This window comes from Candidatus Pantoea rara (assembly GCF_051136265.1).
GTDB classification, from domain to species: Bacteria; Pseudomonadota; Gammaproteobacteria; order Enterobacterales; family Enterobacteriaceae; genus Pantoea; species Pantoea rara.
The window spans coordinates 151560-176226 of the sequence record NZ_CP194943.1; the positions used below are offsets into that span (position 1 = coordinate 151560).

The window sequence follows — 24667 nt, forward strand, 5'->3', positions numbered from 1 at the left end:
GGGAGCGTGTGCGCAACCGGTTCCGTACGAAATCACGAGGTCATAATCCGAATCAATGTGAGCTCCTTACGGCGTTTCCGTAAGAGAGTATAAGAACATTTATATCATGTTGTAAAAGATCATGAACGATTGAGGAGTCTGGGTCATTTACATGATACAACGTAACATCATCAAAAAATAATGGTGTCCAGCATGATCAAAATTGAGGATTTTTGATGGCCATTCATATTGTCATTCCAGATGATTATCAGCTTGCAACTAAGCCGTTAGGTTTCCTCCAGCAAAACGAGAAATTCCACTGCTCAGCATTGGGAGACCTTAGCAAGGACTCGCGGGCAGATCTTCAGTTATCCTCTGCAGAGGCATTAATTCTGATCCGGGAAAGGACAGTGATCGATGAAACCTTTCTGCGACGCACACCAAAACTTAAATTAATCAGTCAGACGGGCAAGCTAGCCAGAAATGTAGATATTGATGCCTGTACACGGGCGGGTATCGCCATTGTGGAAGGCAGCGGATCCCCGATTGCGCCTGCTGAGCTAACCTGGCTCCTGATCATGGCCTCCCGAAGGAAATTAGTCTCGTCAGTGGACGCGATGGCTCAGGGGCGCTGGCAAACAGAAATCGGCTCGGCGGTTCACAATCAGGTCATTGGCATTCTGGGTTATGGAAAAATAGGTAAACGCATCGCGGCCTGTTCAGCCGTTTTTGGGATGCAGGTGCAGGTATGGGGAAGCCCGCGAGCGCAGGAAGAGGCGCGTGCTGACGGATGGCGGGTTCCCGGAAGTCGCGAGCAATTTTTCGCCACATGTGATGTGTTAACCGTGCACCAAAGGCTGGTGACGGCTACGGAAGGTAACATTACGCCAACAGATCTTGCGTTAATGAAAACAGATGCGTTATTCGTGAATACCAGCCGTGCCGAACTTGTTGCTGAAGGCGCGTTGTTGAACGCCCTGAAACAGGGTCGACCTGGATTCGCGGCACTGGATGTTTATGAAGAAGAGCCGATCTACAACACTCAACATCCTTACCTGCAGATGCCGAATGTGCTTTGCACGCCACATCTGGGCTATGTCGAGAAGGCCAGCTATGAACTTTATTTCAAAACGGCCTTTGATAATGTCGTGCGTTACTTCGAGGGCGACAGTTCACATGTCATTAATGGCACACATGACCAGCAAAAATAGTCATTGCATCCCGCCTCATCTTATTTTAGTGTTTACTTAATTTAGCAATCTCTAAAGTAATGAAATGAAAAACAGTCAGCTTGTCCGGTTGCAGGAAAGCGCTTCGATGGCAACCACGTTGCTTAAGTCGATGAGTAACAGCCATCGACTTTTAATCCTCTGCATCCTTATCGAAAAACCCGGAACATCGTCAGGGGAGCTGGCCCTGCAGAGCGGTCTGACGCCTTCAGCCACGTCTCAGCATCTGGCGAAAATGAAAGAGGACGGTCTGATTTCGTCTTCGAGGGTGGCGCAAAGAGTGAATTATTTCATCAAAGACGACGCCGTCAAAAAAGTGGTGTCCACGTTAAAAGAGATTTACTGCCCGGAGGATTTCAAATGAAGCCAGAAATACTATCGCCGTTGCAAGCCAGTAAACTCCTGGAGCAGGGCGCGGTGTTGGTCGATATCAGGGATCGTGCTGATTTTCTGAGAGAGCACATTCCGCAAGCCCTCTCCCTGCCGCTGACAGAAATTAACACGGGTAAAACCGTTGAAGGTTCAGATCAGCAGCCAGTGATTTTTCACTGTCAGGCAGGCATGCGAACCACCAATAATGCTGAACAACTCATGAGAGCAGCCAGTTCCGGGAACGTGTTCCTGATGTCTGGTGGTATTAATGCGTGGAAGAGTGCCGCACTCCCGATTATTGAAGATAAAAAACAACCACTGCCCATTATAAGACAGGTTCATATCACCGCAGGTATTCTTGTTCTGGTGGGTGTGATAGCGGGTTATGCCGTAGATAGTCGCTTATTTTTACTGTCAGGCTTTATTGGTGCCGGGTTAATTTTTTCTGGCGTCAGTGGTTTTTGTGGGATGGCGAGCCTGCTGCAAAAAATGCCCTGGAATAAAGCCGCTAAATAAATGTGTGCCCTGTTTACCCATAATAATCACAGCGCCTGACGGGTTACTGCGCTCGCCTGAAGGTTTCAGTCTGAAAAAATCAGGGCGCGCGGCATGCAACGCACTTCCAGTCATGCACCGTCATTCAACGCGAGTTGCAGATGATGCTCAATAAACTTCGCTTTTAGCGCACTGTAACCTTGCGGATCGTTGTGACAAACCCGTGCAGCAGCACGCTTTATCTCCGCATAGGCTCCAGCAGAATCACTGTTTTTTCTGAGATAATCACGAAAGGCAAGGTGCCTTTCAATCTGTTCATGTCCCGTCGAAAAGGCATGAACCTGGTGGCTGCGGCGATTGCCCCCCTTTATGAAGTATCTGCGCCCCGGTATGTCGTTCTCACCGCGACCAACGTATCCAGCGTTGCTCATTGCTGTCTGGCACTTATCCAGTTCGTCTATAGTTGAGACCTCCAGCAGTATGTCGATCACGGGTTTTGCTGACAGACCCGGTACTGCTGTACTGCCAATGTGGTAAATAGTCACCGCGACGTCGCCGAGCATTTCCTTTATCAGCGAACGTTCATCAGAAAAGGCTTCAGGCCATTTTTCATTGTATGGCACCACTACGATTGTGCGCATAATTACGTCCACTCTTTGTGTATCGATGCCTGCATTCAAACTGTTTGAATGATCATGGCAGGTCTGATTACCCGGTTGGTCAGCATATAATTATCAGGACACACATGAATATGCTGAACTTCATAAAAAAATGAATCTCTTAGTCCTTCATATTTTCTCCCTTTAACAGGCTGACATCGAACCTGAGTTTGCCAGCCTGCTCCGCACAAAATCGTGACGTCTGCGTTTTTTCATTACTGTAATTTCCTTGATCGCTGCCGATAACCAGATCAAGTACCAGCGAGCCATAGATGCGGAACGTCGGTGATAATCCAATAAATCAGACGTGAGGTCTTCTATGTATCGGAATAAAAAAATGAAATTGAGCGTGATGCTCACTGGCGCATTCCTTGCTGTCATCTTAACGGGTATTTTTGTGACAGGCTTTGCCGGATTCAAGCTCAACACGGCCAGCGATCAGCAGGAATTGACGCGCGCGCGACTGGGTGATCTCCAGGCCCTTCAGACGCTGAAAGACAACTTAACCCAGCAAACGGCGCTTTTACTTTCGGTAGCATCAGGCACTCAGCCTGAGGAAAAATTAAAAACGCAGTTCTTTGCATTGCAGACCAACAGTGACAACACCACTGCGCATTTTCGGGAACTGATCAACGGTGCCAAAAGTATTCCGGGGATCAATCTTGCTGAAGTTGAAGAGGCTTCCACGCAACTGAATAAAATTGAAGTCGCAACGGGTCCGCTTCAACAGGCAGAGAAAAATCTGTTTATGTCCGATGCCGTTGCATTCCAGCAAAAACTGCGTAGCGAACTGATTCCTGCACTCTCTGTTTACCGCAGTGCGGTGGATGGGATGGTTGATTATCAGGCGAGGGTAACGAGTAAAACGGCGGAAACGTCCACGCAGGCGCTCTCTGGTGTCTACATGACGCTGGCTGGACTGACTACCCTGTTTGTGATTATGGGCTTTGTGATGAGTGGCCTGATTACCCGCTGGCTTAAGGTGCAGCTGGGTGGGGAACCTTCCCATGCGCAGGGCCTGGCTGCCGCGATCGCGGCTGGTGATCTGACGACAACCGTAACCCTTCGTCAGGGAGATACCACCAGCATGATGGCGTCGCTGGATAGCATGCAAAACAATCTGCGCAGCCTGGTTTCGCATATCAAAGACTCTTCCACTTCGGTCGCGATGGCCGCCGATGAAATTTCTCAGGGCAATACCGAACTCTCTTCCCGCACCGAGCAGCAGGCCGCCGCTTTGCAGGAAACCGCTGCCAGTATTGAACAGCTTACCGTGACTGTAAAAAGTAACGCGGCGGGCGCACAGCAGACCGCGGATTCAGCCCGTGAAACCGCTGCGCTGGCGCGTTCGGGTGAACACAATATGCAACGCATGTCAGAGACGATGAATGATATTTCAAAAAGCGCGGTGAAAGTCCGGGACATCACTTCCGTCATCGAAGGGATTGCATTTCAGACCAACATTCTGGCGCTTAACGCTGCGGTCGAAGCCGCACGAGCGGGCGAGCAGGGCCGCGGTTTCGCTGTTGTTGCGGGTGAAGTCAGGACGCTGGCTCAGCGCAGTGCGACGGCAGCCAGAGACATTAAACATCTGATTGAAGAAGCTGTAACGCAGGTTGAAAGTGGCGTCGTCGTGGCAACCGGAACCGGCAAGAGCATTCTTGATATCAATGAGATGGTTGGAAAATTAGCCGTCGCGATGGATAACATATCACTGGCCTCTGCTGAACAGATGCAGGGTATTTCACAGGTCAGCATCGCGGTAAACGAGATGGATGGCGTCACGCAGAATAACGCCGCGCTGGTTGAGGAATCCTCTTCCGCTTCGCAATCGCTTTCAGCTCAGGCGCACTCTCTACGTGAAGCAGTGAATGCCTTCCGCATTTAAATGATGCGATAAGATGAGCCCTGCTCAGGCGGGCTCATGCGATATCGCCTTAGCCTGAACGTCCCTGCTCAAAAAAATTAAATTTTTTTGCATCCGTTTTCCTTCCCCATTCGTATTAACAGATAAGGGCACTCTGGCCCTGCCTGTAAACTCAATAGGGGAAGTGAAAATGAAACCAATCCTGCCAACTCTGATTTTTTCTGCCTTAGTCTTCAGCGGCGCCTCTTACGCGGCCAGCATGAACAGTGACACGGTGATGGTCGGTGGTGCTGCCATGTACCCATCTAAGAATATTGTTGAGAACGCTGTTAACTCGAAAGATCACACCACGCTGGTGGCCGCCGTTAAAGCTGCCGGGCTGGTCCCGACACTGGAAGGCAAGGGGCCGTTTACCGTTTTTGCCCCGACGAATGCCGCTTTTGAAAAACTGCCTAAGGGCACTGTTGATTCCCTGCTTAAGCCTGAGAACAAACAAAAACTCACCAGCGTGCTGACCTATCACGTGGTCGCAGGAAAACTGGACATGAAAGCACTGGAGAAAAAAATCAAAGCCGGAGGCGGTAAAGCCGAGCTTAAAACGGTCAATGGTGAATCGCTGTGGGTGATGGCGAACGGGCCACACAACATTCAGCTTAAAGATACTCAGGGCAATGTTGCCAGTATCACAACTTATGATGTGAACCAGAGCAACGGTGTGATTGACGTTATCGATACCGTTCTGATGCCGTAAAGCATTACCTATACTGAGTGTGGCCACTCATTTCGTGGCTACACCATTTACAGGGAAGCCGATGACAAAAAATGTGCCCCACATTCAGGCCGACTTAATGAACCTGATAGCCTGCGGCGATAAAGCTGCTCTTGAGCAGCTTTATCGCGTCCTGTCGCCCCGACTTTATGGGATCATCCTGCGGATGGTCAGACGCCGGGACTGGGCAGAAGAGATTCTGCACGACACGTTTATTCATATCTGGCAGTCGGCAAATTATTACGACGATAAGCGCAGCGAACCGCACATCTGGCTCAGCCACATCGCCAGAAATCGGGCGATTGATTTCCTGCGCAAGCATGAAAACCGATGCTGTTCGGTGGATGATATCAGCGAAGCGGAAGCGGGTGTCCAGATGCCACTGGTTTCAGATGAGAGTCATGCGGAGGCACGTCGCCTCCAGCACTGTATGGCGCACTTACCTTCAGAACAGCGACAGAGCATCTCGCTCGCCTATTATCGTGGCCTGTCGCAGAGTGAGATTGCGCTCTCCATGAGCCAGCCTGAGGGTACGGTGAAAAGCTGGATCCGTCGCGCGTTAATCCATCTTCGGGAGTGCATAGGCCTATGACTGCTCAGGAACACCATGATCTTACTGCGGCGGAATATGTGCTGGGTCTTACCGACGATGCGACACGTCATCGGCTTGATAAACGCCTCAACGACGATTCACACTTTGCTGCAGAAGTGCTGCACTGGCAGAAAGCATTCAGCGGCATCGATCTGCTCACCCACGATGTTATCCCGCCTCCTACCGTCTGGCCGCTGATTGTGCAGGATCTTCACCTGAACGCTGGCATCTCAGGCACGTCATCAATACGCAGGCAACCTGGCTTCTGGCTCGGCTGGGGTCTTGCGGCAGCAATGGCAGGCATCCTCATATACAACCAGGTGATTAAACCGGATACACCGCATTCCCTGCAGCCCATTGCGGTACTCAATGGCGTGCAGCCCAACGCACAGTTTGTTGTGAGTCTGGATAAGTCAGCGTCACGCATTCAGGTCTCCGCGCTCAACATCACGCTGCCAGAGAATAAAGCTCTGCAACTCTGGCTGATCAGGGGCAGTGCTGCGCCACAATCGTTGGGACTGATCAATCACACGAATAACAATGCTTTCCGTTTACCGCCCGGTGAGTTGAATAATCAGACGGTACTGGCGGTGAGTCTGGAGCCGGTGGGGGGATCTAAGCTCAGCGGGCCGTCCGGGCCGGTGATTTTCCAGGGCAAAGTGACGCTGCTTTAAGCTTTGGTGGTGCGGATTAAGGAGGCGTGCGTAAAAATGGAAATCCGGGACGCGACTGCATCAGATGCGGTAACCATCAGTAAGCTGATACATGAGGTATCGTTGCAATGTAATTTTTCAGAGATGGAGCCCTGTCCGCAATGGTTTGCCGACAGTATAAAGCCCGATGTGCTTAAGCCATTTATCGCTTCAGATGACTATCTCTGGCTGATTGCCGAGGAAAGAGGTGAGGTAACAGGCGTACTCACCCTTTTCGAAGGCAACTTAGTGAAATACTTTTTTGTGCATCCGAAGTTTCACCGTAAAGGGGTAGCGAGAGCACTCTGGCAGCAGGTAGTTCCCGTGCTACATTCAGAAATCAGTGTACGGTCCTCACTCTTCGCTGTTTCCTTCTATGAAAAACTGGGATTTAAGAAAGTGGGAGAGGTTAAGTTTTTCAACGGCGTATCATTTCAGACAATGATGGCTACGTTCTGAAAGAGCATAGGAATGTTCAGACTTTCTGCTTCTGCACTAAAACGACCCGGCGACGCATTCATCAAACCCGCTTCAGGGGCAAGTAGACCTGGGGCACCCCCTCCTCTTTATTTATTACTGCATGCCCTCCCTGTATTCAACTCGCTGACTTTTCGAGGCCGCTCATGTTGAGACGGCGGAGGCTTTGCGGCGTTTTTACATTTCATCTGCCACTTTTTACGCTTTTTTTACAGGCCGAACGGTTTAATTAACGGCACCGGGCGCTTATGCGCCTATGTTCAAGGAAGCCGTGGATGAAATGTATTAACAAGCCCTGGTCCATATCGGGATGCAGCGATGCTGCAGTTGCTGAGCTTGCTGAACAGCAGCGCCTTCGCCTTATTTCGCCTCGCAAATGGTTCAGAGATGCCATAGAAGCCAGTACCGATCCGGCACTGCTGAACTATCGCCTGATTGCTCAGTGGCTGGGCGAATCGATACCGGATACTCGTTCTCTGACTCTGGCGCTGAACAACAGCCTCTGTTTTGGACTTTATCGCAATGGCCGTCAAATTGGATTTGCCCGTGTGGTGACCGACATGGCGGAGACCTGGGTAATCCGCAATTTGTACATCTCGCCGGAATATCGCTTTATCGGCCTCGGCTCATGGCTGCTGCACTGCTGTCTGTCTCATCCTTGCGCCAGAGGCTGCCGCAGCATCATTGCGATGGGTGAGCCCGCACCGGATTTTTTCGAACGCAACGGATTTATGGCTTTTCCCTCACTGCCCGGCATCTATGTAACAACGTTGCACGATGGGGGCTACGACCCGATTTGCGCCCAAAGCCGCAGCCGGCATTAAGTCCAGGTGCACGCTTATGAGCGGTTTTCTCCAGTTCATTCTCCGACCTCCGATTAATAGCGGCTCGCTGCCAGGCACGATTGCCTTTTCGCAGCGGGTTCTTAAGGAACACACCATGTCAGGCCTTGTCCTTGTTTCTCATAATCAGTGTCAACGATCGACGCTTACTGCCGTCTATGAAGGCATACTTTCCCGTCAGGGAGGGCTGTGGATTAGCTGGGATGGTGAAAGCACTGTCATGCCTCGGGATGTGTCAGGATCCTACTCCGTGCAGCAGGCCGGCCAGTATGAAACCGTAACCTTCCCCTATACGCCGGGCGAATTGAATGAGGGTTACCACAACTATATTCACAAAGGACTCTGGCCTGTGTTTCACCAGCGCCCTGACATGGCCCGATTTTCAACCAGTGGCTTTCAGGAATATAAAAACCTTAATAAGGCCTATGCGCGCGCCATTTGCGAAAATGCCACACCCGACAATGTTATCTGGATTCAGGATTATCATCTGCTTGGCTGTGCTTTTTATATTCGTGAGGAAGGACTGATTAACCCGGTGGGTATTTTTCTGCATCAGCCTTTCCCGGCTGGCAGAATGTTTGAAACCATTCCCGAATGGCGCTGGTTGACGGACTCATTACTGTGTTGTGACCTTATTGGCTTCCAGACAGTACAGGATATGAATAACTTTCTCGTCTGGCTGGAGAGCGAATTCCGGCTGGAGCGGCTGGAGGCCCAGAGCTTCCGCATTCATGGCCGGATTATCCGGGTGGGTGTGTTCCCGGTCGGAATTGACCTTGATGACGTCCAGTGTCTGCGCGAGAGCAACAGTTGTGCTTACATGGAGATGCAGTGTCGCGAAAGCCTGCCTGAAAATACCGTGCTCAGCGGTGGCCATCTTGATGAGAGTTCAGGGCTGCCTTACCGGATCAGCACCCTGGAGGTGCTACTGAGAAGGCATGATTGCTATCAGAAAAATATCACGTTGTTGCAACTGGCACCGCCGTCAGCCGGACACGCACATGATGCGTCAGAACTCGGCCATGCACTGGAAGCACTGTGCGGCGAGCTCAATGGCGTGCATGGCACAATGAACTGGTATCCGGTCAACTATCTGACTCACACCTACAGCCGGGAAGAACAGGCCGGTATCTATCGTGCCTCACGCGTTGCGCTGGTAACGCCATTAATGGCGGGCATGAGCCTCATGGCGAAAATGTATGTCGCCCTGCAGGACCCGAAAAATCCCGGCGTGCTTATTCTCTCGCAGTTTGCCGGGGCAGCAGAGCAAATGGAGGGTGCCATCATCGTCAATCCTTATGACCCAGATGCCATGGCGAGTGCAGTGCATCGTGCCCTGCAGATGCCGTTACACGAACGGCGAAGTTTGCATGCCCGTCTGATGAAAGGTCTGCATATGCACAACAGTCATCATTGGGCTGGGTCATTTTTGCGCCTGCTGAACGCTGAGCCTGCTGCCCCGGAAGCCTTGCCGCCGCCTGCCTTTTCTCCGCGCCTTAGCAGTAGCCGGGCGAGGTACTGAGTTTTAAAGTTATAAAGCAGGAATTGATAAACTGAGTGTATCGGCGATCGGAATTCACTATTAATTAAGGGGGCTTTGTGCGTATTCGACCGTCATCCCGACTCCTCATTCTTTCACCTGAAAATCGCGTTCTTCTTTTTAGTTTCTGCCATAAAGGTGATGCTCTGAGCGGAAAATCATACTGGGCGACACCGGGTGGCGGGCTTGAGGACCAGGAATCTTACGAACAGGCGGCTTTGCGCGAGTTATTTGAAGAAACGGGTCTGAGAAGAACAACGCCAGGGCCGCAGATAGCGTCGCGGGACTTCACCATGATGTTGCCTGATGGGGAGAATGTTCTTGCTAAAGAGCGTTATTTCATCATTTATGCAGAAAGATCAGATCCTGACGCCTCAGGATGGAGTCGCAATGAAAAGGATGTCATTCGCGGGCATCATTGGTGGACTTTAGAAGAACTCATAAAGTCTGATGAAACGATCTTCCCACGCGACCTCATCATTAACCTGCTTAAAAGCAAATTAGCGGGTTCCTCAGCGCTTACGCCATCCTGATCCGACGTTCGCTAACCCGTCTGTTGAGGGGCAGTCTGACTCACAGGTGTGCATGATGCATGTGCGGTACAGCACAGACGACCCCGTTTTTCGGGCTATCAGGCTACTGATCGGCTCATACCGAGCCGATCAGTAGAACGTAGCCGGCACGTTGAACTATTTTATTTACTGATTGCGTCAGCTACCAGGTTTGCTGCGCTGGCCAGTACATCTTTCCGCGCGGCTGCGTTTTTACCGTGCTGCGTGAAGTAGGTCGTCAGAATGATGGGGGCGTGATTCTTTGGCCAGATGACGGCAATGTCATTAGTTGTGCCATAGTCTCCGCTGCCGGTTTTATCTGCCACTATCCAGTCAGCCGGAAGACCCGCTTTAATGCTGTTTACACCCGTAGTATTGCCCTTCATCCAATCTGAAAGCTTTGTTCGTTGCTCTTCTTTGAGTGCAGGTCCCAGAACAAGCTTGTTAAGTGTGTCAGCCATCGCTGATGGTGTCGTTGTATCACGCACATCACCCGGAATTGCTGTATTAAGTTCAGGTTCCTTTCTGTCCAGACGAAAAACCGTATCACCTGTTGTCCGGGCAAATTTGATGGCCTGCTGCGGGCCCCCCAGATAAGTGAGTAATTTATTCATCGCAGCGTTATCACTGTATTGCAACGCCGCAGCACTCAACTCAGCGACAGTCATGGATGAGTCGATATGTTTCTGGGTAATTGGGTTGTAATTAACCATGTCACTTTTATTTATATGAATTTTTTTATTAAGCAAACCAGGGTTACTTTCACTTTTCTTTAATATCGCCGCAACTACCATCACTTTACTCGTACTGCAGAGCGGAAATCTCTCATTGCCTCGCCATGAATATTTTGAACCATCTGAGGTGTCAAGAACTGTCACGCCGAGTCTTCCACCTGATTGCTTTTCCAGTGTCTCAAACTGGCTTTTTAACGTTTGCTGGTCGAACGCAGCATAGGCTGAGACTGAGCAACCTGCAGCGGCGAGCAGTGCAATGCCGGCCAGGCTTGTTTTAAAATTCACCTTCATATTTTACCTTTTTCAGAAATCAATAAATCAGAGTGTGCTTGAGTTCACGCGGGAATAACTTCTCATCCCTTAAATTACTTGCCTCAAAATAAACCAATTTTCCTGTAAGAAAAAACGGTATAAATTGATACCAGTCATAAGGATTTCTGGGGTCTGATGTGAAAAGTGACATCCCGCTCAATGCGCTGCGTGCGTTTGAAGCTTCTGCCCGACACCTCAACTTTACGAGGGCTGGCATGGAACTGTTCGTCTCTCAGGCGGCGGTCAGTCAGCAGGTCAGGCTGCTTGAAGAAAGATTAGGGTTGGTTTTATTTAAAAGGCTTTCACGGGGCCTTGAGCTGACCGATGAAGCCCGGTTACTTTTCTCCAAAATTTCAGAAGAATTTCATGGAATTGAAAAGGCTTATCGCCAGTTTGAAGGAGGGAAAGTCAGGGAGGCACTGACTATTTCCTGTGTGGGCACATTTGCACTGGGCTGGCTTTTACCACAAATTGAAGATTTTCAGCAGAGGCATCCTGCTATCGAACTGAGTATCCAGACGAACAATAACGTTGTAAGCCTCGCCGGAGAGGGTGTCGACTTTGCTATAAGATACGGTTCTGGCAACTGGACCTCATCGCATAACCTGTTAATCATGGATGCGCCGCTAACGCTACTGTGTCGGGCTCAAACAGCGAAGAGACTGCTAAAGCCTGGTGATATATCCGGCGAGACTTTATTACGTTCTTATCGTCTGGAAGAGTGGGAAAATTGGTTTGCTGCGGCAGGCATCCCGCCATTCAGAATTAATGGACCTGTTTTCGATTCTTCACGCCTTATTATTGATGCCGTGATGATCACTGGCGGCGTAGCACTGGCTCCTGATGTCATGTTTCAACCGGAAATAAAGCAAGGCTTACTTGCCAGACCCTTTGATATTTATTCAGGACATGATGGGTACTGGTTAACGTGGCAGAGATCCAGAAAAATAACCCAGTCGATGAATATATTCCGGGAATGGATTATTCAGCAAATAATTACACCGTGATTTATCCAGTTCGATCTGTCATTACGTTACGCAGTTCCTCCCTGAGCCAGCTCAGCGGCATATCGTTATCAAAGCGTTTATGCCAAAGCAATGAAAGGGCGATTTCAGGCGTTGCTACTGGTACAGGACTGCAGCATAAGCCGTAATGAGTCACCCAGTCATCGGTCAGCCCGGCAGGGACGGTAGCCAGGGCGGGTGTGCGAACCAGCAGTGGAGGCAAAGAGGAAAAATGCGGCGTCACGTAGCGAATCGAACGTGCCTTTCCCACTGCTGCAAGCTGGTCATCAATGGCGCTCCAGGTCGCTCCACGATAAGAGACCAGCAGATGATCGTGCGCCACGTAATCCTCCAGTGTTAGTGGTGCAGGCAACGAAAGCTGTCGCGGGTGCCACACCGTACAAAATTCATGTGAGACAATCTTCTCGCGCCGCAGCGTGGCGAGCATATTATCACCCACTGAAATAGCAAGATCGATCTCTCCACGCGCGACCAGTTCCGCATCCCGAAAGGGATCGCTGGCTATGACCTGAAGCGTAACGCCCGGAGCGGTGCGCGAAATGCGCGTATACAGTTCTGGCATCAGCCAGCGTTCAACCCAGTCACTCATCCCCAGTCGGAAAACATGCGTCGCCTTAGAAGGCGTGAAGGATGCTGGCTGAAACAGAATGTTCTGCATATGCGCCATTAAAGGGCCCAGCTCAGCGATCAACGATTCAGCTCGCGGGGTAGGCTCCATGCCTCTCGCCGTGCGCACAAACAGGGGATCGCTGAACATCACCCGCAACCGGGCCAGAGCATTACTGACCGCAGGCTGACCCAGATGCAGCTTTACTGCTGCACGAGTAACGCTGCCTTCCCGCTTCAGAACTAACAGCACCATCAGTAAATTCAGATCGATACGATGAAAATCATCTTCTTTGATAGTCAGCATCAGTTTAATCAATTTGAGTGATACAGGTTGCGTAAGGATACTGCCCACCAGGTTGTGATGACACTTTCCAGGAGAGAAATTGATGAAAATTTTACTAATACTGTTGGCTTCACTTATCGCGTTCGGTTCTGTCCAGGCTGCCGAACAGCCGTCTGCACTGGATCAGCAGGCCCCGGGCTATTACCGGATGAAGTTGGGGAAATTGCGCATTACCGCCGTTTCCGACGGCACGGTGACGATTCCTCTTGATACATTACTGACAAATATTTCACCGGATAAACTCAGCAAAGCAATGGCCACAGACGCAATGACGCCGCAGGCCGAAACATCGATTAACGCCTTTGTCATAGACGATGGCAAACAGCGAATCTTAATCGATACCGGAGCCGGCGAGCTATTCGGTCACCATGGCGGCCATCTGCTGACTAATCTGGCAGCCGCTGGCTATCCGGCAGAGTCGATCGATGCCGTGCTTCTGACCCATATCCATGCCGATCACTCAGGCGGTGTCTCGCGTGCAGGCAAGCCTGCCTTTCCAAATGCCGGGGTGTTCGTCGATAAACGGGATGTCGATTTCTGGCTTGATCCGGCTAATGTCAGCAGGGTGGAGGCCAGTCAGACTCATACCTTTGCTGAGTCTGAACGGACGCTTCGCCCGCTCATCAATGCTGGCCTGCTTAGAACGTTCATGGCGCCAGCCACCTTACCGGGAGGAATTCGCGCTGAGTCGACAGCCGGTCACACACCGGGCAGCGTACTTTATCACGTAGAGAGTGAAGGGCAGACGCTGGTATTGTGGGGCGATATCATCCATGCCAGAGCAGTGCAAATGCCCGATCCGGAGGTAGCTATACACTTTGATGTCGATCAGAAACGGGCTGTCACTACACGTGAAAGGGTACTGAAACAGGCTGCTGATAAGGGCTACTGGGTCGCTGCGGCGCATATCGCCTTCCCTGGTCTGGGCCATGTTATGTACGAGGGTGATGCTTATCGCTGGGTGCCTGCTAATTACACCACGCAGCTCGGGCAGTAAGTTTTTAGTGAGGCTAACTATTGCAATACGTTATAAATAATTGGTTTAGTTAAGCGTTTTAGGCGGACTTATCCGTCACAAGCTTAAAACTAAGCAGGTTGAGCCATCATCGGGCATCCATTCCGGATGCCCCTTAAATTCACTCTTTCATCGTGCTGCCTCTGGCACCAGGCCTGAAGGCATGCTCTCTTGCACGCCAGGCGATGATAAACGCAACAACCATAAAGGCCAGGAGCGCCCAGGGGAAAGAGACCGCACCGGCGTTATTAAGAAGCAGACCTCCAATGACGCCACCGCTGGCGATGGCCAGATTCCATGCGGTTGTCACCATCGCCTGAACGACATCGACATGATTGCCTGCCGCGTCAGCAGCGGCCGTCTGCATCTGAGTGGATGCCCCCCCAAAAGACCATCCCCATACAATGACAGCCACATAGACCACAATCTGTTCCCACATGCCAGCGGCCAGCGCCACAGAAACCGCCGCCAGTGCCACAAGGCTGAGCAGAACCAGATTGCGCAGATGGCGATCCACCAGCATGCCGGTAATCCAGATGCCAGCCAGTGCTGCAATGCCAAACATCAGCAGAATAAGCCCAACGTTTTCGGTCAGCCCCGACAACTGCAGAAACGGCCCGATGAACGTATAAAGAATGTTGTGAGCCGTCATCCACAGAAGGATAACCGCCAGAACGGGTCTGACGCCGGGCATACGGAAAACCTGCCATACCGGCAGTCGACGGTCAGCCTGCTGGCCCGGCAAGTCAGGAACCGCGACCCATGTCCAGATAAAGAGAATAATGGCCAGTGCTGCCATGATCCCAAAGGAGACTCTCCATCCCATCATACTGCCCAGCCATGCGCCTGCCGGGGTTCCCAGCGACAGGGCAACCGGTATTCCGACCATCGCAATGGCCAGCGCGCGGCCCTGCAACTCAGCAGGAACGAGGCGGCGCGCATAGCCCGCCAGGATTCCCCATGCAAGTCCGGCAGCCACACCGGACATGAAGCGGGCTGCCATCGTCAGCCAGTAGCTGGACGAAAGGGTGGTAACGGTGTTGAAAATCAGGAATGTCCCAACGGCAAGCAGCAGCACTTTTTTACGTCGCCATCCACTGGTCAGAACCGTTAACGGGATCGCCGCCAGCAGCGATCCAAGCGCATAGATGCTGACCAGCTGGCCTGCCATTACCTGAGAAACACCCAGCCCTTTTCCGATCTCCGGCAGCAGACCCGCCGGAAGGGTCTCAGTCAGGATGGCAATAAAGCCTGTCATGGCAAAGGCCAGCAGGGAAGCCAGAGGCAGGCCTCGGTGTGTTGTGGTTTCACTGAATGCGGTATGGGCGTGCACGTTGAGTCCTTTTTTAAGTTTGTAACGCTTAAAAATTGAGAAAATCCGTGTGGTCACGGGTGGGTTGATATACATAACGATCGGTATATATATTCGAAACTATAGGCCGTCAGGTAGCTTGTCAAGCACATATGTATCGATTAGTATTTATCTAAGGCAAGTTTAAAAAGGAACGGATATGGCTCAGATGGGACGTCCACGAACATTTGACCGTGACGAGGCAATTCTTCAGGCAATGACACTTTTCTGGCAGCATGGTTACGAGTCCACTTCGCTTGCCATGCTCAAGGCGAATCTTGGTAACGGTATCACCGCACCCAGTTTTTACGCCGCGTTTGGGTCTAAAGAGGCGCTATTCGAAGAGGTTGTCGAATGCTATATGACGACATATGGTCAGGTGAACGATTGTCTTTGGGACGACACGCTTGAACCAAGACAGGCTATCGAACTCGCGTTACGGCGTTCCGCAAAGATGCAGACCGAACAGGGGCATCCCAGCGGTTGCCTGATCGCGCTATCCGTTAATACCTGTTCACCTGCAAACGCACACATTCGTGAGATTCTTGCAGCGCAACGCGCCAGGACCAGAGCGGGATTTTTGCGATGTGTTAACAGCGCGAAAGAGGCGGGAATTCTGGCTTCCGATACAGACGTGCAGGCACTGGCCAGGTTCTTTCACAGTTTTGAAATCGGCCTGTCTACCGAAGCCCGCGATGGTGCAACCGGTAAAGAACTTGATGCGGCGGTATTAACCGCCATGAAGACCTGGGATGCCGCTGTCCTTAACGCTGTTGATTGACAGAAAACGACGCCCAGGCTTAATACGACGCGTGTTCATCTCAGAGGGCAGTTGTGCGTGAACGTAATACCCGCCGTTCTCAATAAGGAAAAGACGAATCGTGGCAATCAAGCTTATTGCTGACGCGAAAACGTGGGCGCGAAACATCAAACGAGATGTGCATGCGGTATGGCTTGCCGCACGCGATCCCCTTACGCCGTTGGTTGCTAAAGTGCTGGCGTTGATCGTCGCGGCTTATGCGGTTTCACCCATCGATCTGATACCCGACTTTATTCCCGTTATTGGCTATCTCGACGACCTGATTATTGTACCGCTGGGGATCATGCTGGTGGTGCGTCTTATTCCCCCCGAGGTGATGCGCGAACATCGTGAAACTGCAGCGCAAGCCAGTGAACGTCCGGTCAGTCGTATAACGGCTGGGATCTTTATCGTGATATGGATTGTTTGTACCACCGTACTGTTAAGTCAGCTCATGGCTGCGTTCAGGCATCATTTTTTCTGAAAGCACGGTAGTCGATTTTCCATGCATTCAGCTTGTTATATAACGCCGTGCGTGAGATCCCGAGCAGTTGCGCCGACTGACGCAGATTCCCCTGTTGTTCACTGACAACCTGTAAAATATGCATGCGCTCCAGGTTTTGCAACGAGGGTTGACTATCCCCGGACGCATCACTGGCTAAGACGTCCTGCAGAGATTCAGGCAAATCGGCTCGGGTAATCTCTAACCCTTCACTCAGGTTGATGACCCGCTCGATGACATTTTCCAGCTCGCGCACATTTCCCGGCCAATCCCAGGCTTGCAGACAGGCCATTGCGTCAGGCGCGACCACCGGCGGAATACGCTTTATACGAGTACAGAGTGCCTGAATAAAGATGTTAACCAGCTCCGGAATGTCTTCGCGACGATCGCGCAGCGGCGGGATTTCCAGTGAAATCACATTAAGACGATAATAGAGGTCGCGCCGGAAGGCGTTTTTCTCCACGGCGTCCAGTAAGTTGCAGTGGGTTGCCACGATAATGCGCACATTCACTTTCACTGGCTGCGCCGCGCCGATACGCAGCACTTCGCTCTCCTGTAAAACCCGTAATAAGCTGGTTTGCGCTTCGAGTGGCATCTCACCAATCTCATCCAGAAAAAGGGTGCCGCCGTCAGCCAGTTCAAATTTGCCCGCTGAACCGCCACGCCGTGAACCCGTGAAGGCACCATCGGCATAGCCAAACAGCTCGCTTTGCACCAGATCCCGCGGTAACGCGCCGCAGTTCAGGGCGATAAATGCTTCCTGCTGGCGCGGACTGGCATTATGAATGGCCTGAGCAAATAACTCTTTGCCGGTGCCGCTTTCACCGCTGAGCAACACTGTGCTGTCGGTACGACTGCTGATACGTGCCTTGTGTATCGCCTGCTGCAGGCGGGGTGAATGGCCGCGAATCATCTCAAACGTGTAACTGGCGCTGACACCCATTACCCGTCGCGTAATGGCGCGGATACGCTGATTTTCACGCAGTGACAAGACCCGCCCGCCATCCGGTGCGGGCATCAACGATATCAGGCAGGAGAGGGGAGCGAGGCCGTCGGGCCGGAACTGCAGTTCGAGGTCATTACAGAAAGGCATGGAAAGCAGCGATCCGCTCTGCGGCTTGAGCAGTTCATCAATCGGAGTATCGCGTGGATCCAGCCCGCTGAAAATCTGGCGCGCATAGCGGTTAAGCGTTTTGATGCGCCCCTGTTTATCACAGACAATGACACCTTCATTCAGCGTCTCCAGAATGGACTGCTGTTCAGCCAGCAGGCGTCGTAACATCAGTTGCTGCCCGACAGCTTCCGCCGCCGCCTGTACGGTACCGAGCGTGTGGGCGTTAAAGTTATCCGGCGTGGCGGTCAGCGTCAGCACGCCAATCAACTGTCCATTTTCATCGCGCACTGGTGCCGCAGCACACTGGCGGCGACGTTTACGCAGATCAAATTTCCAGTTCTCACCGCTCAGCACATACACCAGCCGCTGTTCAATCAGGCAACGCGCAGTACAGTTAGTGCCCAATATCTCTTCACGCAGAATACTGCCGACGGGTGTCAGGTCGGCACCGCAATAATGCAGCGTCACGCCCTGGGCGTCGGTGAGGTTTATGTGCCCGTCCGGATTATAGGCGAGCAAATTTTCCATAATGCTGCGCGCAACAAGTATTAGTTCAGCATTGTTCTCAAGAATGGCTGTCAGCTCACTGGCTGGCGGGGCGGTATAGCTAAAACAGTGGGGATCGATAGCGTACTGCTGCGAGCGCTGCCAGGAGTGCAGAATCGTTTGTCGCAGCGCTGGCGGTTGTTCGCCCTGGGTAAAACGCTGCCAGCTCTGCCATAGCAGGGCGTCCCAGCTATCAGCGCCTTCACGATCTGGCAGGCTGAAAATCGCGTCACTCTCATCCCGTAATAACAGTTGCTGATTCACCGGCTACTCCCTCTCAATTTAATGTCCATTTTATTGACATGTTAAGTTGACATGTAAACTTTGTTGCCAGTTTGTGACGTGGCGCTGTGGCAGCGCTCACAAAATTTGCCGGATTTCGGTTGGCATCACCTTTGCAACAGGGGTTGCAACGACATAAATCCAACAAGCCAGGGGAAATAAGTGGTTATGCGCAAACATAATTTACGGCTGATTCTGTTTATCTGTGCCATTGCTTCACTGAGTGGCGTGATTCTGGGTTATGACGCTTCCGTGATTTCAGGGGTCATCGATCCGCTGACAGAACATCTGAATTTAACCCCGTGGGAAAGTGGCTGGGCGGTGTCAAATGTCATTCTTGGCTGCATCGTCGGTGCATGGGGCGTTGGCTTTATTTCAGATCGCATCGGCCGCAAATCGACCTTAATCGTCACCGCCATACTCTTTTTGATCTCTGCGGTGGGCGCTGCGCTGGCCAGTTCGCTGACGGATTTCGTTATATGGCGACTCACCGGCGGGCTGGCGGTCGGGATGGCTTCTGCGATTACGCCGCTTTATATCGCGGAGATTTCGCCGAAAGACTGGCGCGGACGGATGCTGGGCCTGCAGCAGATGCTGATGGTCGGCGGACAGGTAACGGTCTATATCGTGAATTATCTGATTGCACGCGGTATGCCGCATCAGTGGATTGTCAGTGAAGGCTGGCGCTGGATGCTGGCCTCGGGCGTTGTGCCCTGTTTGCTATTCCTGCTGCTGGTGCCCTTCATGCCAGAGTCGCCGCGCTGGCTGGCACTGAACGGCAAAAAAGAACGTGCCCTCGCCGTGCTCACCCGTCTTTCAAATGCCCGGCACGCCGAGCGGCTGCTACAGGAAATCCTGACGGCAAATCGGGATGACAACATCCAGACCAGTCAGCGCGGCATCCTGCGTGATGCGCGCGCCCGCTATATCCTGATGATTGGCTGTGCCATTGCTATTTTGCAACAGATCTCAGGTATCAACATCCTGCTCTATTACGCGCCGTCACTCCTGCAAAACATCACCGGCAGTACGCAGGCTTCCCTGTTTCATAGCATTTTCCTTGGCCTTGCGCTGCTGGCAGGCGTGGCCGTTTGTCTGAGTACCATTGATCGTCTGGGCCGGACGCTGCTGCTGCGCTGGGGGGCACTGGGATGTGCACTTTCAATGGCCTTCACTGCCTGGGCTTTTATCGCCGATGCAGGTGGCATGCTGCCAGTGATTGGGCTGTTAGCCTTCGTGCTGATATTTGGCCTCTCATGGAGCCTGGGTGCCTGGCTGTTGATCTCAGAAATCTTCCCTAATCGTATACGCGCCGTGGCGATGGGTTTTGCCTTTGCCTCCATGTACGTCGCGAATTTTATCGTTACCCAAAGCTTCCCAATGATGAACCGCAGCCGGGTGCTGATGGAGCAGTTTCATGGTGCCTTCCCGCTGATGCTGTGTGCAGTGGGATGTGTTATCGCATTCTGGTTTGTCCGCCGTTTTTTACCGGAAACCCGGGGCGTTTCGCTGGAGCAAATTGAACCGCTGATGCTCTCCAAATCCCGTCGTTTCGCCGCTGATGCGCAGCGACCTGATCAAAACCCTTCCTCGCCCGCCTGGGCTAAAGCGAAATAATAAGGAGTTTCTATGAACCATCAAATAGTGCGCGTGGGTTTAATCGGCGCAGGGCGCATGGGCAGCTTCCATGCAGAAAATCTGGCCTGGCGTGTGCCTGGTGCTACTCTGGCGGCGGTGGCCGATCCGTTTCCTGGCGCGGCGGAAAAGCTCGCCAGCCGGCTTGGGGTTAGCAAATCATACAGCGATCTGCATGCGCTGCTTCAGGATGAGGAAATCGACGCCATTGCGATTGCCGCGCCAGCGCGGACGCATGCGGAGTGGGTGATTGCCGCGGCCAGAGCCGGCAAACATGTGTTCTGCGAAAAGCCTATGGCTGTCACGCTGGAAGAGGCTGATCGCGCCATCGCGGCGGCAAAACAGGCAGGCGTTGTGTTACAGGTGGGCTTTAATCGCCGCTTTGATTCCGGGTTTGCGGCAGCGATTGCGGCGGTAAAAAACGGTGAAAATGGCACGACGCAGCTTAGCCGCTCGGTGACCCGTGACCCGGGCCTGAACGATCCTGCCCCGATTCCGCACTGGACAATCTTCCTTGAAACGCTAATCCACGATTTTGACACGCTACTGCACTTCAATCCTGGCGCAAAGCCGGTAGAAGTCTATGCGCTGGCCGATGCGCTGGTACGGCCAGATTTTAAAGACAAAGGACTGCTGGATACCTCAGTTGTCACTATTCGCTTCGACAACGGCGCTATTGCTATTGCTGAGGCTAACTTTCAGGCGGTCTATGGCTATGACGTGCGCGGCGAAGTCTTTGGCAGCAAAGGCATGCTTCAGGCGGGCCACATTAATGCCAATCACTGTGTGCGTTACACCGCCAGCGGAATAGCGGTCGATACGTCGAGGCTGGATTCAGATCTGCTGCGTGAAGCTTATGTGGCTGAAATGACAGAGTTTGCCCGCTGTATTCGCAGCGGTGAGACGCCTCGCGCCACCGGAGAAGATGCGCGTAACGCGCTGGAAATTGCGCTGGCCTGTATTGAATCTGTGCAGTGCAACCTGCCCGTTAAGCTGGGAGTTCGCTGATGGCCGGTTATCAACTTTCCGTATGCGCTGAAATGGTTTTTCTGGAACTGCCATTTGTTGAGCGCGTAAAACGCATTCACGAACTGGGTTTTGGCGTCGAAATCTGGGGGTGGGCCAATAAGGATATTGATGCGCTGGTGTCGACCGGTGCGCGCTTTACCTCGATGACCGGTTACCTGAGCGGCAACCTGACGGATGAGGCGGAAATACAGCTGTTGCTACAGAGTGCTGAAGCGTCGCTGGCGGTGGCTGAACGTCTCGGTTGTCCGGTACTGAATCTGCACGGCACCGGGCTGGATGAGCGCGGCTTGCCGGTAAAACCTGTGGAAACGGTAACGGGCGCAATGTGGCTCAGGGCCGCCGATACGCTCCGCCAGGTCGCGCTATTGGGCGAACGTGCCGGACGGGTTTTCACCCTGGAGAACCTTAATCTGCCGGTTGATCATCCGGGCACGCCCTTTGCCCTGGCCTCTGAGACACTGGCGCTGGTTGAAGCGGTGAACAGCCCGGCACTGAAGATGAATCTCGATCTCTATCATGCACAAATTGGCGAAGGCAATCTGATTGAACTGCTGAGGCGTTGCGGAACCGCCATTGGTGAAATTCAGGTTGCCGATGTCCCGGGCCGTCAGCAGCCCGGCACCGGAGAAATTAATTACCGTGCTATTGCCCGGACGCTACAGGAGATGGGTTACAGCGGCACCGTCGCCATGGAGGGCTGGGCCAGCGGCGATAGCACGGTAGCTATCCAGCAGTTCCGCGATCACTTTACGTTGTAAGCAGCATGCGTCGGGTATTTGCCTGTTACCCGACGCAGAAATAGTCAGTGAAAACAATAACAACCTCAACCCTACAGGAAAACACTATGAACATCAGAAACCTTCTTCTTTGCTTTTGCTCCCTGCTATTGAGTTTAAGTGTCAGCGCCAAAACGCCGACCGTTGGCGTCGCGCTGGCTAACTTTGATCTTAACTTTGTCTCGATCCTGCGCACTCAGATGCAGCAGGAACTCAATGCCAGCCAGCTCAACAGTCAGTTTGTCGATGCCAAAGGCGATGTCGCACTACAGGTTCAGCAGGTCGATGACTTTATTAACCAGGGCGTGGACGCCATTATCCTCAATCCGGTTGATACCCAGGGCGTTTTACCCATGATCAATGCGGCAAAACAAGCCGGTATTCCGCTGGTTTTTGTGAACCGAAAACCGGAAGTGAAACTACCCGCAGACATGGCGTATGTCGGCTCTGATTCGGCGCTGGGTGGTGACATGCAGATGGAAGCACTGGCCAAAAAAATGAACTACAAAGGCAATGTTGCGATACTGATGGGCGCGCTGTCGAACGAAGAGGCCCGTGAGCGCACCCGCGCCGTGGAAGCGGTGATCGGCAAATATAAAAACATGAAAGTTATTGAGAAGCAGACGGCGAAATGGCAACGCAATGAAGCGGTCGATGTGGTGTCTGGCTGGCTGCTGAATCAGCGCCCGATTGACGCCATTGCTGCGAACAACGACGAGATGGCCATTGGTGCCATCATGGCGTTAAGCCAGGCGAAGAATGACAAAATCCTTGTGGCGGGTATTGACGGAACCCCGGACGGTCAGCAGTTCATTAAAAACGGCAAGATGGCACTGACCATTTTTCAGGATGCGAAAGGGCAGGCCACCGGCGCCGTTCAGGTGACTAAAGCCCTGCTGAATAAGCAAAAGGTAGAGACGCTTAACTGGGTGCCTTATAAGCTTATTACCCCCGAAAATTACCAAAGCTTTACTGCTGAAAATTCAAAATAGTTTTTCGGTTAACATTTTTCTCACTCGCACATCATCCATGAGAAAGTGAATCACCCTGACGGAGAAATAATGAATATGCGCGCGGGTTCAGGATCGCTCTAAGTAAAAAGCGGCAAGTGGTCAGGACCGTGCGCATATTGCCAGTTTACCTTTCTTACATTTTCATGCCCATCAGCGACCCACTGCTGTTTATTCAGGACGCGCATGATGTTCTGTTCCAGAGCGGCAGCCCTGATGGACGGCTTCTCTACCGTTCTATCAGAGTGCCTGGTCAAGATAACGTGAGCACCAGGCCACGATGCATTCCCCCACATAGTCGGCATCTTTATTATCCGACAGGAGGTGATCGGCACCGTGCAGGGAAATGAAGCTTTTCGGATGCCGTGCCGATCTGAATATATGCTCAGCCTGCTCTATCAGAACCGTATCATCTTCCGGCGCGTGAAAGACAAGAAGGGGCTTATTCATGCTGAAAACTTTTTCCGCTACTTTCTGATGTAACCGCGGGCCGGGTCCGCCTGTTGATCGATATTGCTTCGTCTTATCCGCTCTTTTACTGGACGTTCTGCCCGGTTGCTGTGGCGATACAGATTCACGGACTGCGGGACTTTTCAGCGCCACTGATTAGGCCAATGCCAGCCAGAATAATGACGGCAGACACGATGATGTGCAGATCCAGCGTTTCCCCCATGAACATGACGCCGCCCAGCACGGCCAGACAGGGAACGCTCAGCTGGACAGCTGAGGCCATGGTGGATGAAAGACCGGGCAGGACCGAGTACCAGACTACGTAGGCAAGGGCAGACGTGATGGCGCCTGAAGTCAACGCCAGCAGGATACCGGCACTCTCTGCATGTGCATCATGCCGGTTCAGCAGCATAAACAGCGCAGCAAGGGGCGCTGCCATCAGAAAATTGCCGGCGGTGGCCGCAGTTGCATGCCTGACTTTTTTACCGGTAATACAGTAAGCTGCCCACGCTGCGCCAGATATCACCATCAGCAGTGCCGCAGAGGGTGATGGCGCTCTGGCTGTCGGGAACAGTAAAATGCCTATCCCCGCCACGGCCATCGCGACCCCTGTTGCTTTAAGCACCGTCATTTTTTCACCCTTACAGAGCCCCCATGCCGTCATAATCAGCTGAACCGTGCCGAATAAAAGCAGGGCACCTGTTCCGGCATCTATCGCAACATAGGCCACCGAGAAGGCAAATGCATACGCTGACAGCAGCGATGCATTGACCCAGCTGAATTCCGGATATCGCCGGGGGCGGGAGCCCAGAAGCATAAGACCCAGCATTACTGCGCCACCGACGATCCTGAGCCCGCTGAAGCTGATGGGATCGATGTGCTGCTGTTGAAGTGCAAGGCGGCAAAGCACTGAATTAGCCGCAAAAGCCACCATTGCCAGTGCAACCCGGCTGTACATAGGCATTCCTTCATGTTCAGAATAAGGGAGTCAGGACGGTAAATTACGTAATAACCTGATCACCTTCAATGAGCATCCCTTCACCGATAATCCATCGGTTAGGCGAGGTGGCT

Annotated in this window: 26 protein-coding genes; 19 read left to right on the forward strand and 7 right to left on the reverse strand. The window is 52.4% G+C overall.

Features of this window, described 5'->3' with window-relative positions; genetic code table 11:
* The first annotated feature begins 215 nt into the window (after positions 1-215).
* From ACR8BF_RS19195 to ACR8BF_RS19205, 3 genes are all read left to right on the forward strand, one after another.
* Positions 216-1190: a D-2-hydroxyacid dehydrogenase family protein gene (locus ACR8BF_RS19195; protein WP_434746155.1), complete on the forward strand. Its 975-nt coding sequence runs from the start codon at positions 216-218 to the stop codon at positions 1188-1190.
* A gap of 64 nt (positions 1191-1254) precedes the next feature.
* Positions 1255-1572, forward strand: coding sequence for an ArsR/SmtB family transcription factor (locus ACR8BF_RS19200; RefSeq protein WP_434746156.1), 318 nt, complete (start codon positions 1255-1257; stop codon positions 1570-1572).
* Positions 1569-2096 (forward strand): rhodanese family protein, encoded by a 528-nt coding sequence (locus ACR8BF_RS19205; RefSeq protein ID WP_434746157.1) that lies wholly within the window; start codon positions 1569-1571, stop codon positions 2094-2096. Before ACR8BF_RS19200 ends, ACR8BF_RS19205 begins: the two co-directional genes overlap by 4 nt.
* 110 nt (positions 2097-2206) lie before the next feature.
* Here the strand turns inward: ACR8BF_RS19205 and ACR8BF_RS19210 are convergent, their stop codons facing one another.
* On the reverse strand, positions 2207-2716 hold the full coding sequence (locus ACR8BF_RS19210; RefSeq protein WP_434746158.1) for a GrpB family protein: 510 nt from the start codon (positions 2714-2716) through the stop codon (positions 2207-2209).
* A gap of 337 nt (positions 2717-3053) precedes the next feature.
* On the opposite strand from ACR8BF_RS19210, the gene ACR8BF_RS19215 reads away from it, so the two are divergent.
* The 8 genes from ACR8BF_RS19215 (at position 3054) to ACR8BF_RS19250 (ending at position 10046) form a co-directional block, all read left to right on the forward strand.
* On the forward strand, positions 3054-4622 hold the full coding sequence (locus ACR8BF_RS19215) for a methyl-accepting chemotaxis protein (protein WP_434746159.1): 1569 nt from the start codon (positions 3054-3056) through the stop codon (positions 4620-4622).
* A gap of 169 nt (positions 4623-4791) precedes the next feature.
* Positions 4792-5352: a fasciclin domain-containing protein gene (locus tag ACR8BF_RS19220; protein ID WP_292986166.1), complete on the forward strand. Its 561-nt coding sequence runs from the start codon at positions 4792-4794 to the stop codon at positions 5350-5352.
* A 61-nt stretch (positions 5353-5413) separates the two neighbouring features.
* Positions 5414-5962, forward strand: coding sequence for a sigma-70 family RNA polymerase sigma factor (locus ACR8BF_RS19225; RefSeq protein WP_179898249.1), 549 nt, complete (start codon positions 5414-5416; stop codon positions 5960-5962).
* Positions 5959-6636 (forward strand): anti-sigma factor, encoded by a 678-nt coding sequence (locus ACR8BF_RS19230; RefSeq protein WP_434746160.1) that lies wholly within the window; start codon positions 5959-5961, stop codon positions 6634-6636. Before ACR8BF_RS19225 ends, ACR8BF_RS19230 begins: the two co-directional genes overlap by 4 nt.
* Before the next feature lie 36 nt (positions 6637-6672).
* Complete coding sequence (locus ACR8BF_RS19235) at positions 6673-7113, forward strand: GNAT family N-acetyltransferase (RefSeq protein ID WP_434746161.1); 441 nt, start codon at positions 6673-6675, stop codon at positions 7111-7113.
* Positions 7114-7406: 293 nt separating this feature from the next.
* Positions 7407-7955, forward strand: a complete 549-nt coding sequence (locus ACR8BF_RS19240; RefSeq protein ID WP_292986168.1) for a GNAT family N-acetyltransferase — start codon at positions 7407-7409, stop codon at positions 7953-7955.
* 115 nt (positions 7956-8070) lie between these two features.
* Entirely contained in the window at positions 8071-9495 is a 1425-nt protein-coding gene (locus ACR8BF_RS19245) for an alpha,alpha-trehalose-phosphate synthase (UDP-forming) (protein ID WP_434746162.1), read from the forward strand.
* Between the two features lie 77 nt (positions 9496-9572).
* A complete protein-coding gene (locus tag ACR8BF_RS19250; protein WP_434746163.1) occupies positions 9573-10046 on the forward strand; it encodes an NUDIX hydrolase in 474 nt (157 codons plus the stop codon).
* Positions 10047-10207: 161 nt separating this feature from the next.
* Here the strand turns inward: ACR8BF_RS19250 and bla are convergent, their stop codons facing one another.
* Positions 10208-11089, reverse strand: coding sequence for a class A beta-lactamase (gene bla / locus ACR8BF_RS19255; protein WP_434746164.1), 882 nt, complete (start codon positions 11087-11089; stop codon positions 10208-10210).
* Positions 11090-11247: 158 nt separating this feature from the next.
* Here bla and ACR8BF_RS19260 point away from each other — a divergent pair, with 158 nt between their 5' ends.
* Positions 11248-12117: a LysR substrate-binding domain-containing protein gene (locus tag ACR8BF_RS19260; protein WP_434746165.1), complete on the forward strand. Its 870-nt coding sequence runs from the start codon at positions 11248-11250 to the stop codon at positions 12115-12117.
* 1 nt (position 12118) lies between these two features.
* On the opposite strand, the gene ACR8BF_RS19265 is transcribed toward ACR8BF_RS19260, so the two are convergent.
* On the reverse strand, positions 12119-13048 hold the full coding sequence (locus ACR8BF_RS19265) for a LysR family transcriptional regulator (protein ID WP_179898257.1): 930 nt from the start codon (positions 13046-13048) through the stop codon (positions 12119-12121).
* An 82-nt stretch (positions 13049-13130) separates the two neighbouring features.
* Between ACR8BF_RS19265 and ACR8BF_RS19270 the strand changes: the two genes are divergently transcribed.
* Complete coding sequence (locus tag ACR8BF_RS19270; protein WP_434746166.1) at positions 13131-14084, forward strand: MBL fold metallo-hydrolase; 954 nt, start codon at positions 13131-13133, stop codon at positions 14082-14084.
* A 139-nt stretch (positions 14085-14223) separates the two neighbouring features.
* On the opposite strand, the gene ACR8BF_RS19275 is transcribed toward ACR8BF_RS19270, so the two are convergent.
* On the reverse strand, positions 14224-15435 hold the full coding sequence (locus tag ACR8BF_RS19275) for an MFS transporter (RefSeq protein WP_434746167.1): 1212 nt from the start codon (positions 15433-15435) through the stop codon (positions 14224-14226).
* A gap of 178 nt (positions 15436-15613) precedes the next feature.
* Between ACR8BF_RS19275 and ACR8BF_RS19280 the strand changes: the two genes are divergently transcribed.
* Together ACR8BF_RS19280 and ACR8BF_RS19285 are read left to right on the forward strand one after the other, a co-directional pair.
* A complete protein-coding gene (locus ACR8BF_RS19280; RefSeq protein WP_434746168.1) occupies positions 15614-16234 on the forward strand; it encodes a TetR/AcrR family transcriptional regulator in 621 nt (206 codons plus the stop codon).
* Positions 16235-16334: 100 nt separating this feature from the next.
* The gene (locus tag ACR8BF_RS19285) at positions 16335-16736 is read left to right on the forward strand and encodes a YkvA family protein (RefSeq protein WP_179898261.1); all 402 of its coding nucleotides are present in this window, start codon (positions 16335-16337) and stop codon (positions 16734-16736) included.
* Here ACR8BF_RS19285 and ACR8BF_RS19290 read toward each other — a convergent pair.
* Positions 16717-18678: a sigma-54-dependent Fis family transcriptional regulator gene (locus ACR8BF_RS19290; protein WP_179898262.1), complete on the reverse strand. Its 1962-nt coding sequence runs from the start codon at positions 18676-18678 to the stop codon at positions 16717-16719. The two genes, ACR8BF_RS19285 and ACR8BF_RS19290, sit on opposite strands and share 20 nt — an antisense overlap.
* Positions 18679-18864: 186 nt before the next feature.
* Here ACR8BF_RS19290 and ACR8BF_RS19295 point away from each other — a divergent pair, with 186 nt between their 5' ends.
* From ACR8BF_RS19295 to ACR8BF_RS19310, 4 genes are all read left to right on the forward strand, one after another.
* Positions 18865-20313: a sugar porter family MFS transporter gene (locus ACR8BF_RS19295; RefSeq protein ID WP_434746169.1), complete on the forward strand. Its 1449-nt coding sequence runs from the start codon at positions 18865-18867 to the stop codon at positions 20311-20313.
* A gap of 12 nt (positions 20314-20325) precedes the next feature.
* Entirely contained in the window at positions 20326-21339 is a 1014-nt protein-coding gene (locus ACR8BF_RS19300; protein WP_434746170.1) for a Gfo/Idh/MocA family oxidoreductase, read from the forward strand.
* Positions 21339-22118 (forward strand): TIM barrel protein, encoded by a 780-nt coding sequence (locus ACR8BF_RS19305; RefSeq protein ID WP_179898265.1) that lies wholly within the window; start codon positions 21339-21341, stop codon positions 22116-22118. The genes ACR8BF_RS19300 and ACR8BF_RS19305 overlap by 1 nt, the downstream gene beginning before the upstream one ends.
* A gap of 86 nt (positions 22119-22204) precedes the next feature.
* Positions 22205-23128: a substrate-binding domain-containing protein gene (locus ACR8BF_RS19310; protein ID WP_434746171.1), complete on the forward strand. Its 924-nt coding sequence runs from the start codon at positions 22205-22207 to the stop codon at positions 23126-23128.
* Between the two features lie 258 nt (positions 23129-23386).
* Here ACR8BF_RS19310 and ACR8BF_RS19315 read toward each other — a convergent pair whose 3' ends face one another.
* The gene (locus ACR8BF_RS19315) at positions 23387-23596 is read right to left on the reverse strand and encodes an alpha/beta hydrolase family protein (RefSeq protein ID WP_434746172.1); all 210 of its coding nucleotides are present in this window, start codon (positions 23594-23596) and stop codon (positions 23387-23389) included.
* 124 nt (positions 23597-23720) lie between these two features.
* Positions 23721-24554, reverse strand: a complete 834-nt coding sequence (locus ACR8BF_RS19320; RefSeq protein ID WP_434746173.1) for a DMT family transporter — start codon at positions 24552-24554, stop codon at positions 23721-23723.
* Positions 24555-24667 lie beyond the last annotated feature (113 nt).

Excerpts from the sequence above, each read along its gene's own strand:
- ACR8BF_RS19215 (WP_434746159.1), top strand. The coding sequence starts at position 3,054 with ATGTATCGGAATAAAAAAATGAAATTGAGCGTGATGCTCACTGGCGCA.
- ACR8BF_RS19315 (WP_434746172.1), bottom strand. The coding sequence starts at position 23,596 with ATGAATAAGCCCCTTCTTGTCTTTCACGCGCCGGAAGATGATACGGTT.
- ACR8BF_RS19205 (WP_434746157.1), top strand. The coding sequence starts at position 1,569 with ATGAAGCCAGAAATACTATCGCCGTTGCAAGCCAGTAAACTCCTGGAG.
- ACR8BF_RS19200 (WP_434746156.1), top strand. The coding sequence starts at position 1,255 with ATGAAAAACAGTCAGCTTGTCCGGTTGCAGGAAAGCGCTTCGATGGCA.
- ACR8BF_RS19230 (WP_434746160.1), top strand. The coding sequence starts at position 5,959 with ATGACTGCTCAGGAACACCATGATCTTACTGCGGCGGAATATGTGCTG.
- ACR8BF_RS19195 (WP_434746155.1), top strand. The coding sequence starts at position 216 with ATGGCCATTCATATTGTCATTCCAGATGATTATCAGCTTGCAACTAAG.
- ACR8BF_RS19310 (WP_434746171.1), top strand. The coding sequence starts at position 22,205 with ATGAACATCAGAAACCTTCTTCTTTGCTTTTGCTCCCTGCTATTGAGT.
- ACR8BF_RS19295 (WP_434746169.1), top strand. The coding sequence starts at position 18,865 with ATGCGCAAACATAATTTACGGCTGATTCTGTTTATCTGTGCCATTGCT.
- ACR8BF_RS19220 (WP_292986166.1), top strand. The coding sequence starts at position 4,792 with ATGAAACCAATCCTGCCAACTCTGATTTTTTCTGCCTTAGTCTTCAGC.
- ACR8BF_RS19265 (WP_179898257.1), bottom strand. The coding sequence starts at position 13,048 with ATGCTGACTATCAAAGAAGATGATTTTCATCGTATCGATCTGAATTTA.
- ACR8BF_RS19210 (WP_434746158.1), bottom strand. The coding sequence starts at position 2,716 with ATGCGCACAATCGTAGTGGTGCCATACAATGAAAAATGGCCTGAAGCC.
- ACR8BF_RS19305 (WP_179898265.1), top strand. The coding sequence starts at position 21,339 with ATGGCCGGTTATCAACTTTCCGTATGCGCTGAAATGGTTTTTCTGGAA.
- ACR8BF_RS19225 (WP_179898249.1), top strand. The coding sequence starts at position 5,414 with ATGACAAAAAATGTGCCCCACATTCAGGCCGACTTAATGAACCTGATA.
- ACR8BF_RS19320 (WP_434746173.1), bottom strand. The coding sequence starts at position 24,554 with ATGTACAGCCGGGTTGCACTGGCAATGGTGGCTTTTGCGGCTAATTCA.
- ACR8BF_RS19245 (WP_434746162.1), top strand. The coding sequence starts at position 8,071 with ATGTCAGGCCTTGTCCTTGTTTCTCATAATCAGTGTCAACGATCGACG.
- ACR8BF_RS19280 (WP_434746168.1), top strand. The coding sequence starts at position 15,614 with ATGGCTCAGATGGGACGTCCACGAACATTTGACCGTGACGAGGCAATT.
- ACR8BF_RS19300 (WP_434746170.1), top strand. The coding sequence starts at position 20,326 with ATGAACCATCAAATAGTGCGCGTGGGTTTAATCGGCGCAGGGCGCATG.
- ACR8BF_RS19240 (WP_292986168.1), top strand. The coding sequence starts at position 7,407 with ATGAAATGTATTAACAAGCCCTGGTCCATATCGGGATGCAGCGATGCT.
- ACR8BF_RS19270 (WP_434746166.1), top strand. The coding sequence starts at position 13,131 with ATGAAAATTTTACTAATACTGTTGGCTTCACTTATCGCGTTCGGTTCT.
- ACR8BF_RS19235 (WP_434746161.1), top strand. The coding sequence starts at position 6,673 with ATGGAAATCCGGGACGCGACTGCATCAGATGCGGTAACCATCAGTAAG.
- bla (WP_434746164.1), bottom strand. The coding sequence starts at position 11,089 with ATGAAGGTGAATTTTAAAACAAGCCTGGCCGGCATTGCACTGCTCGCC.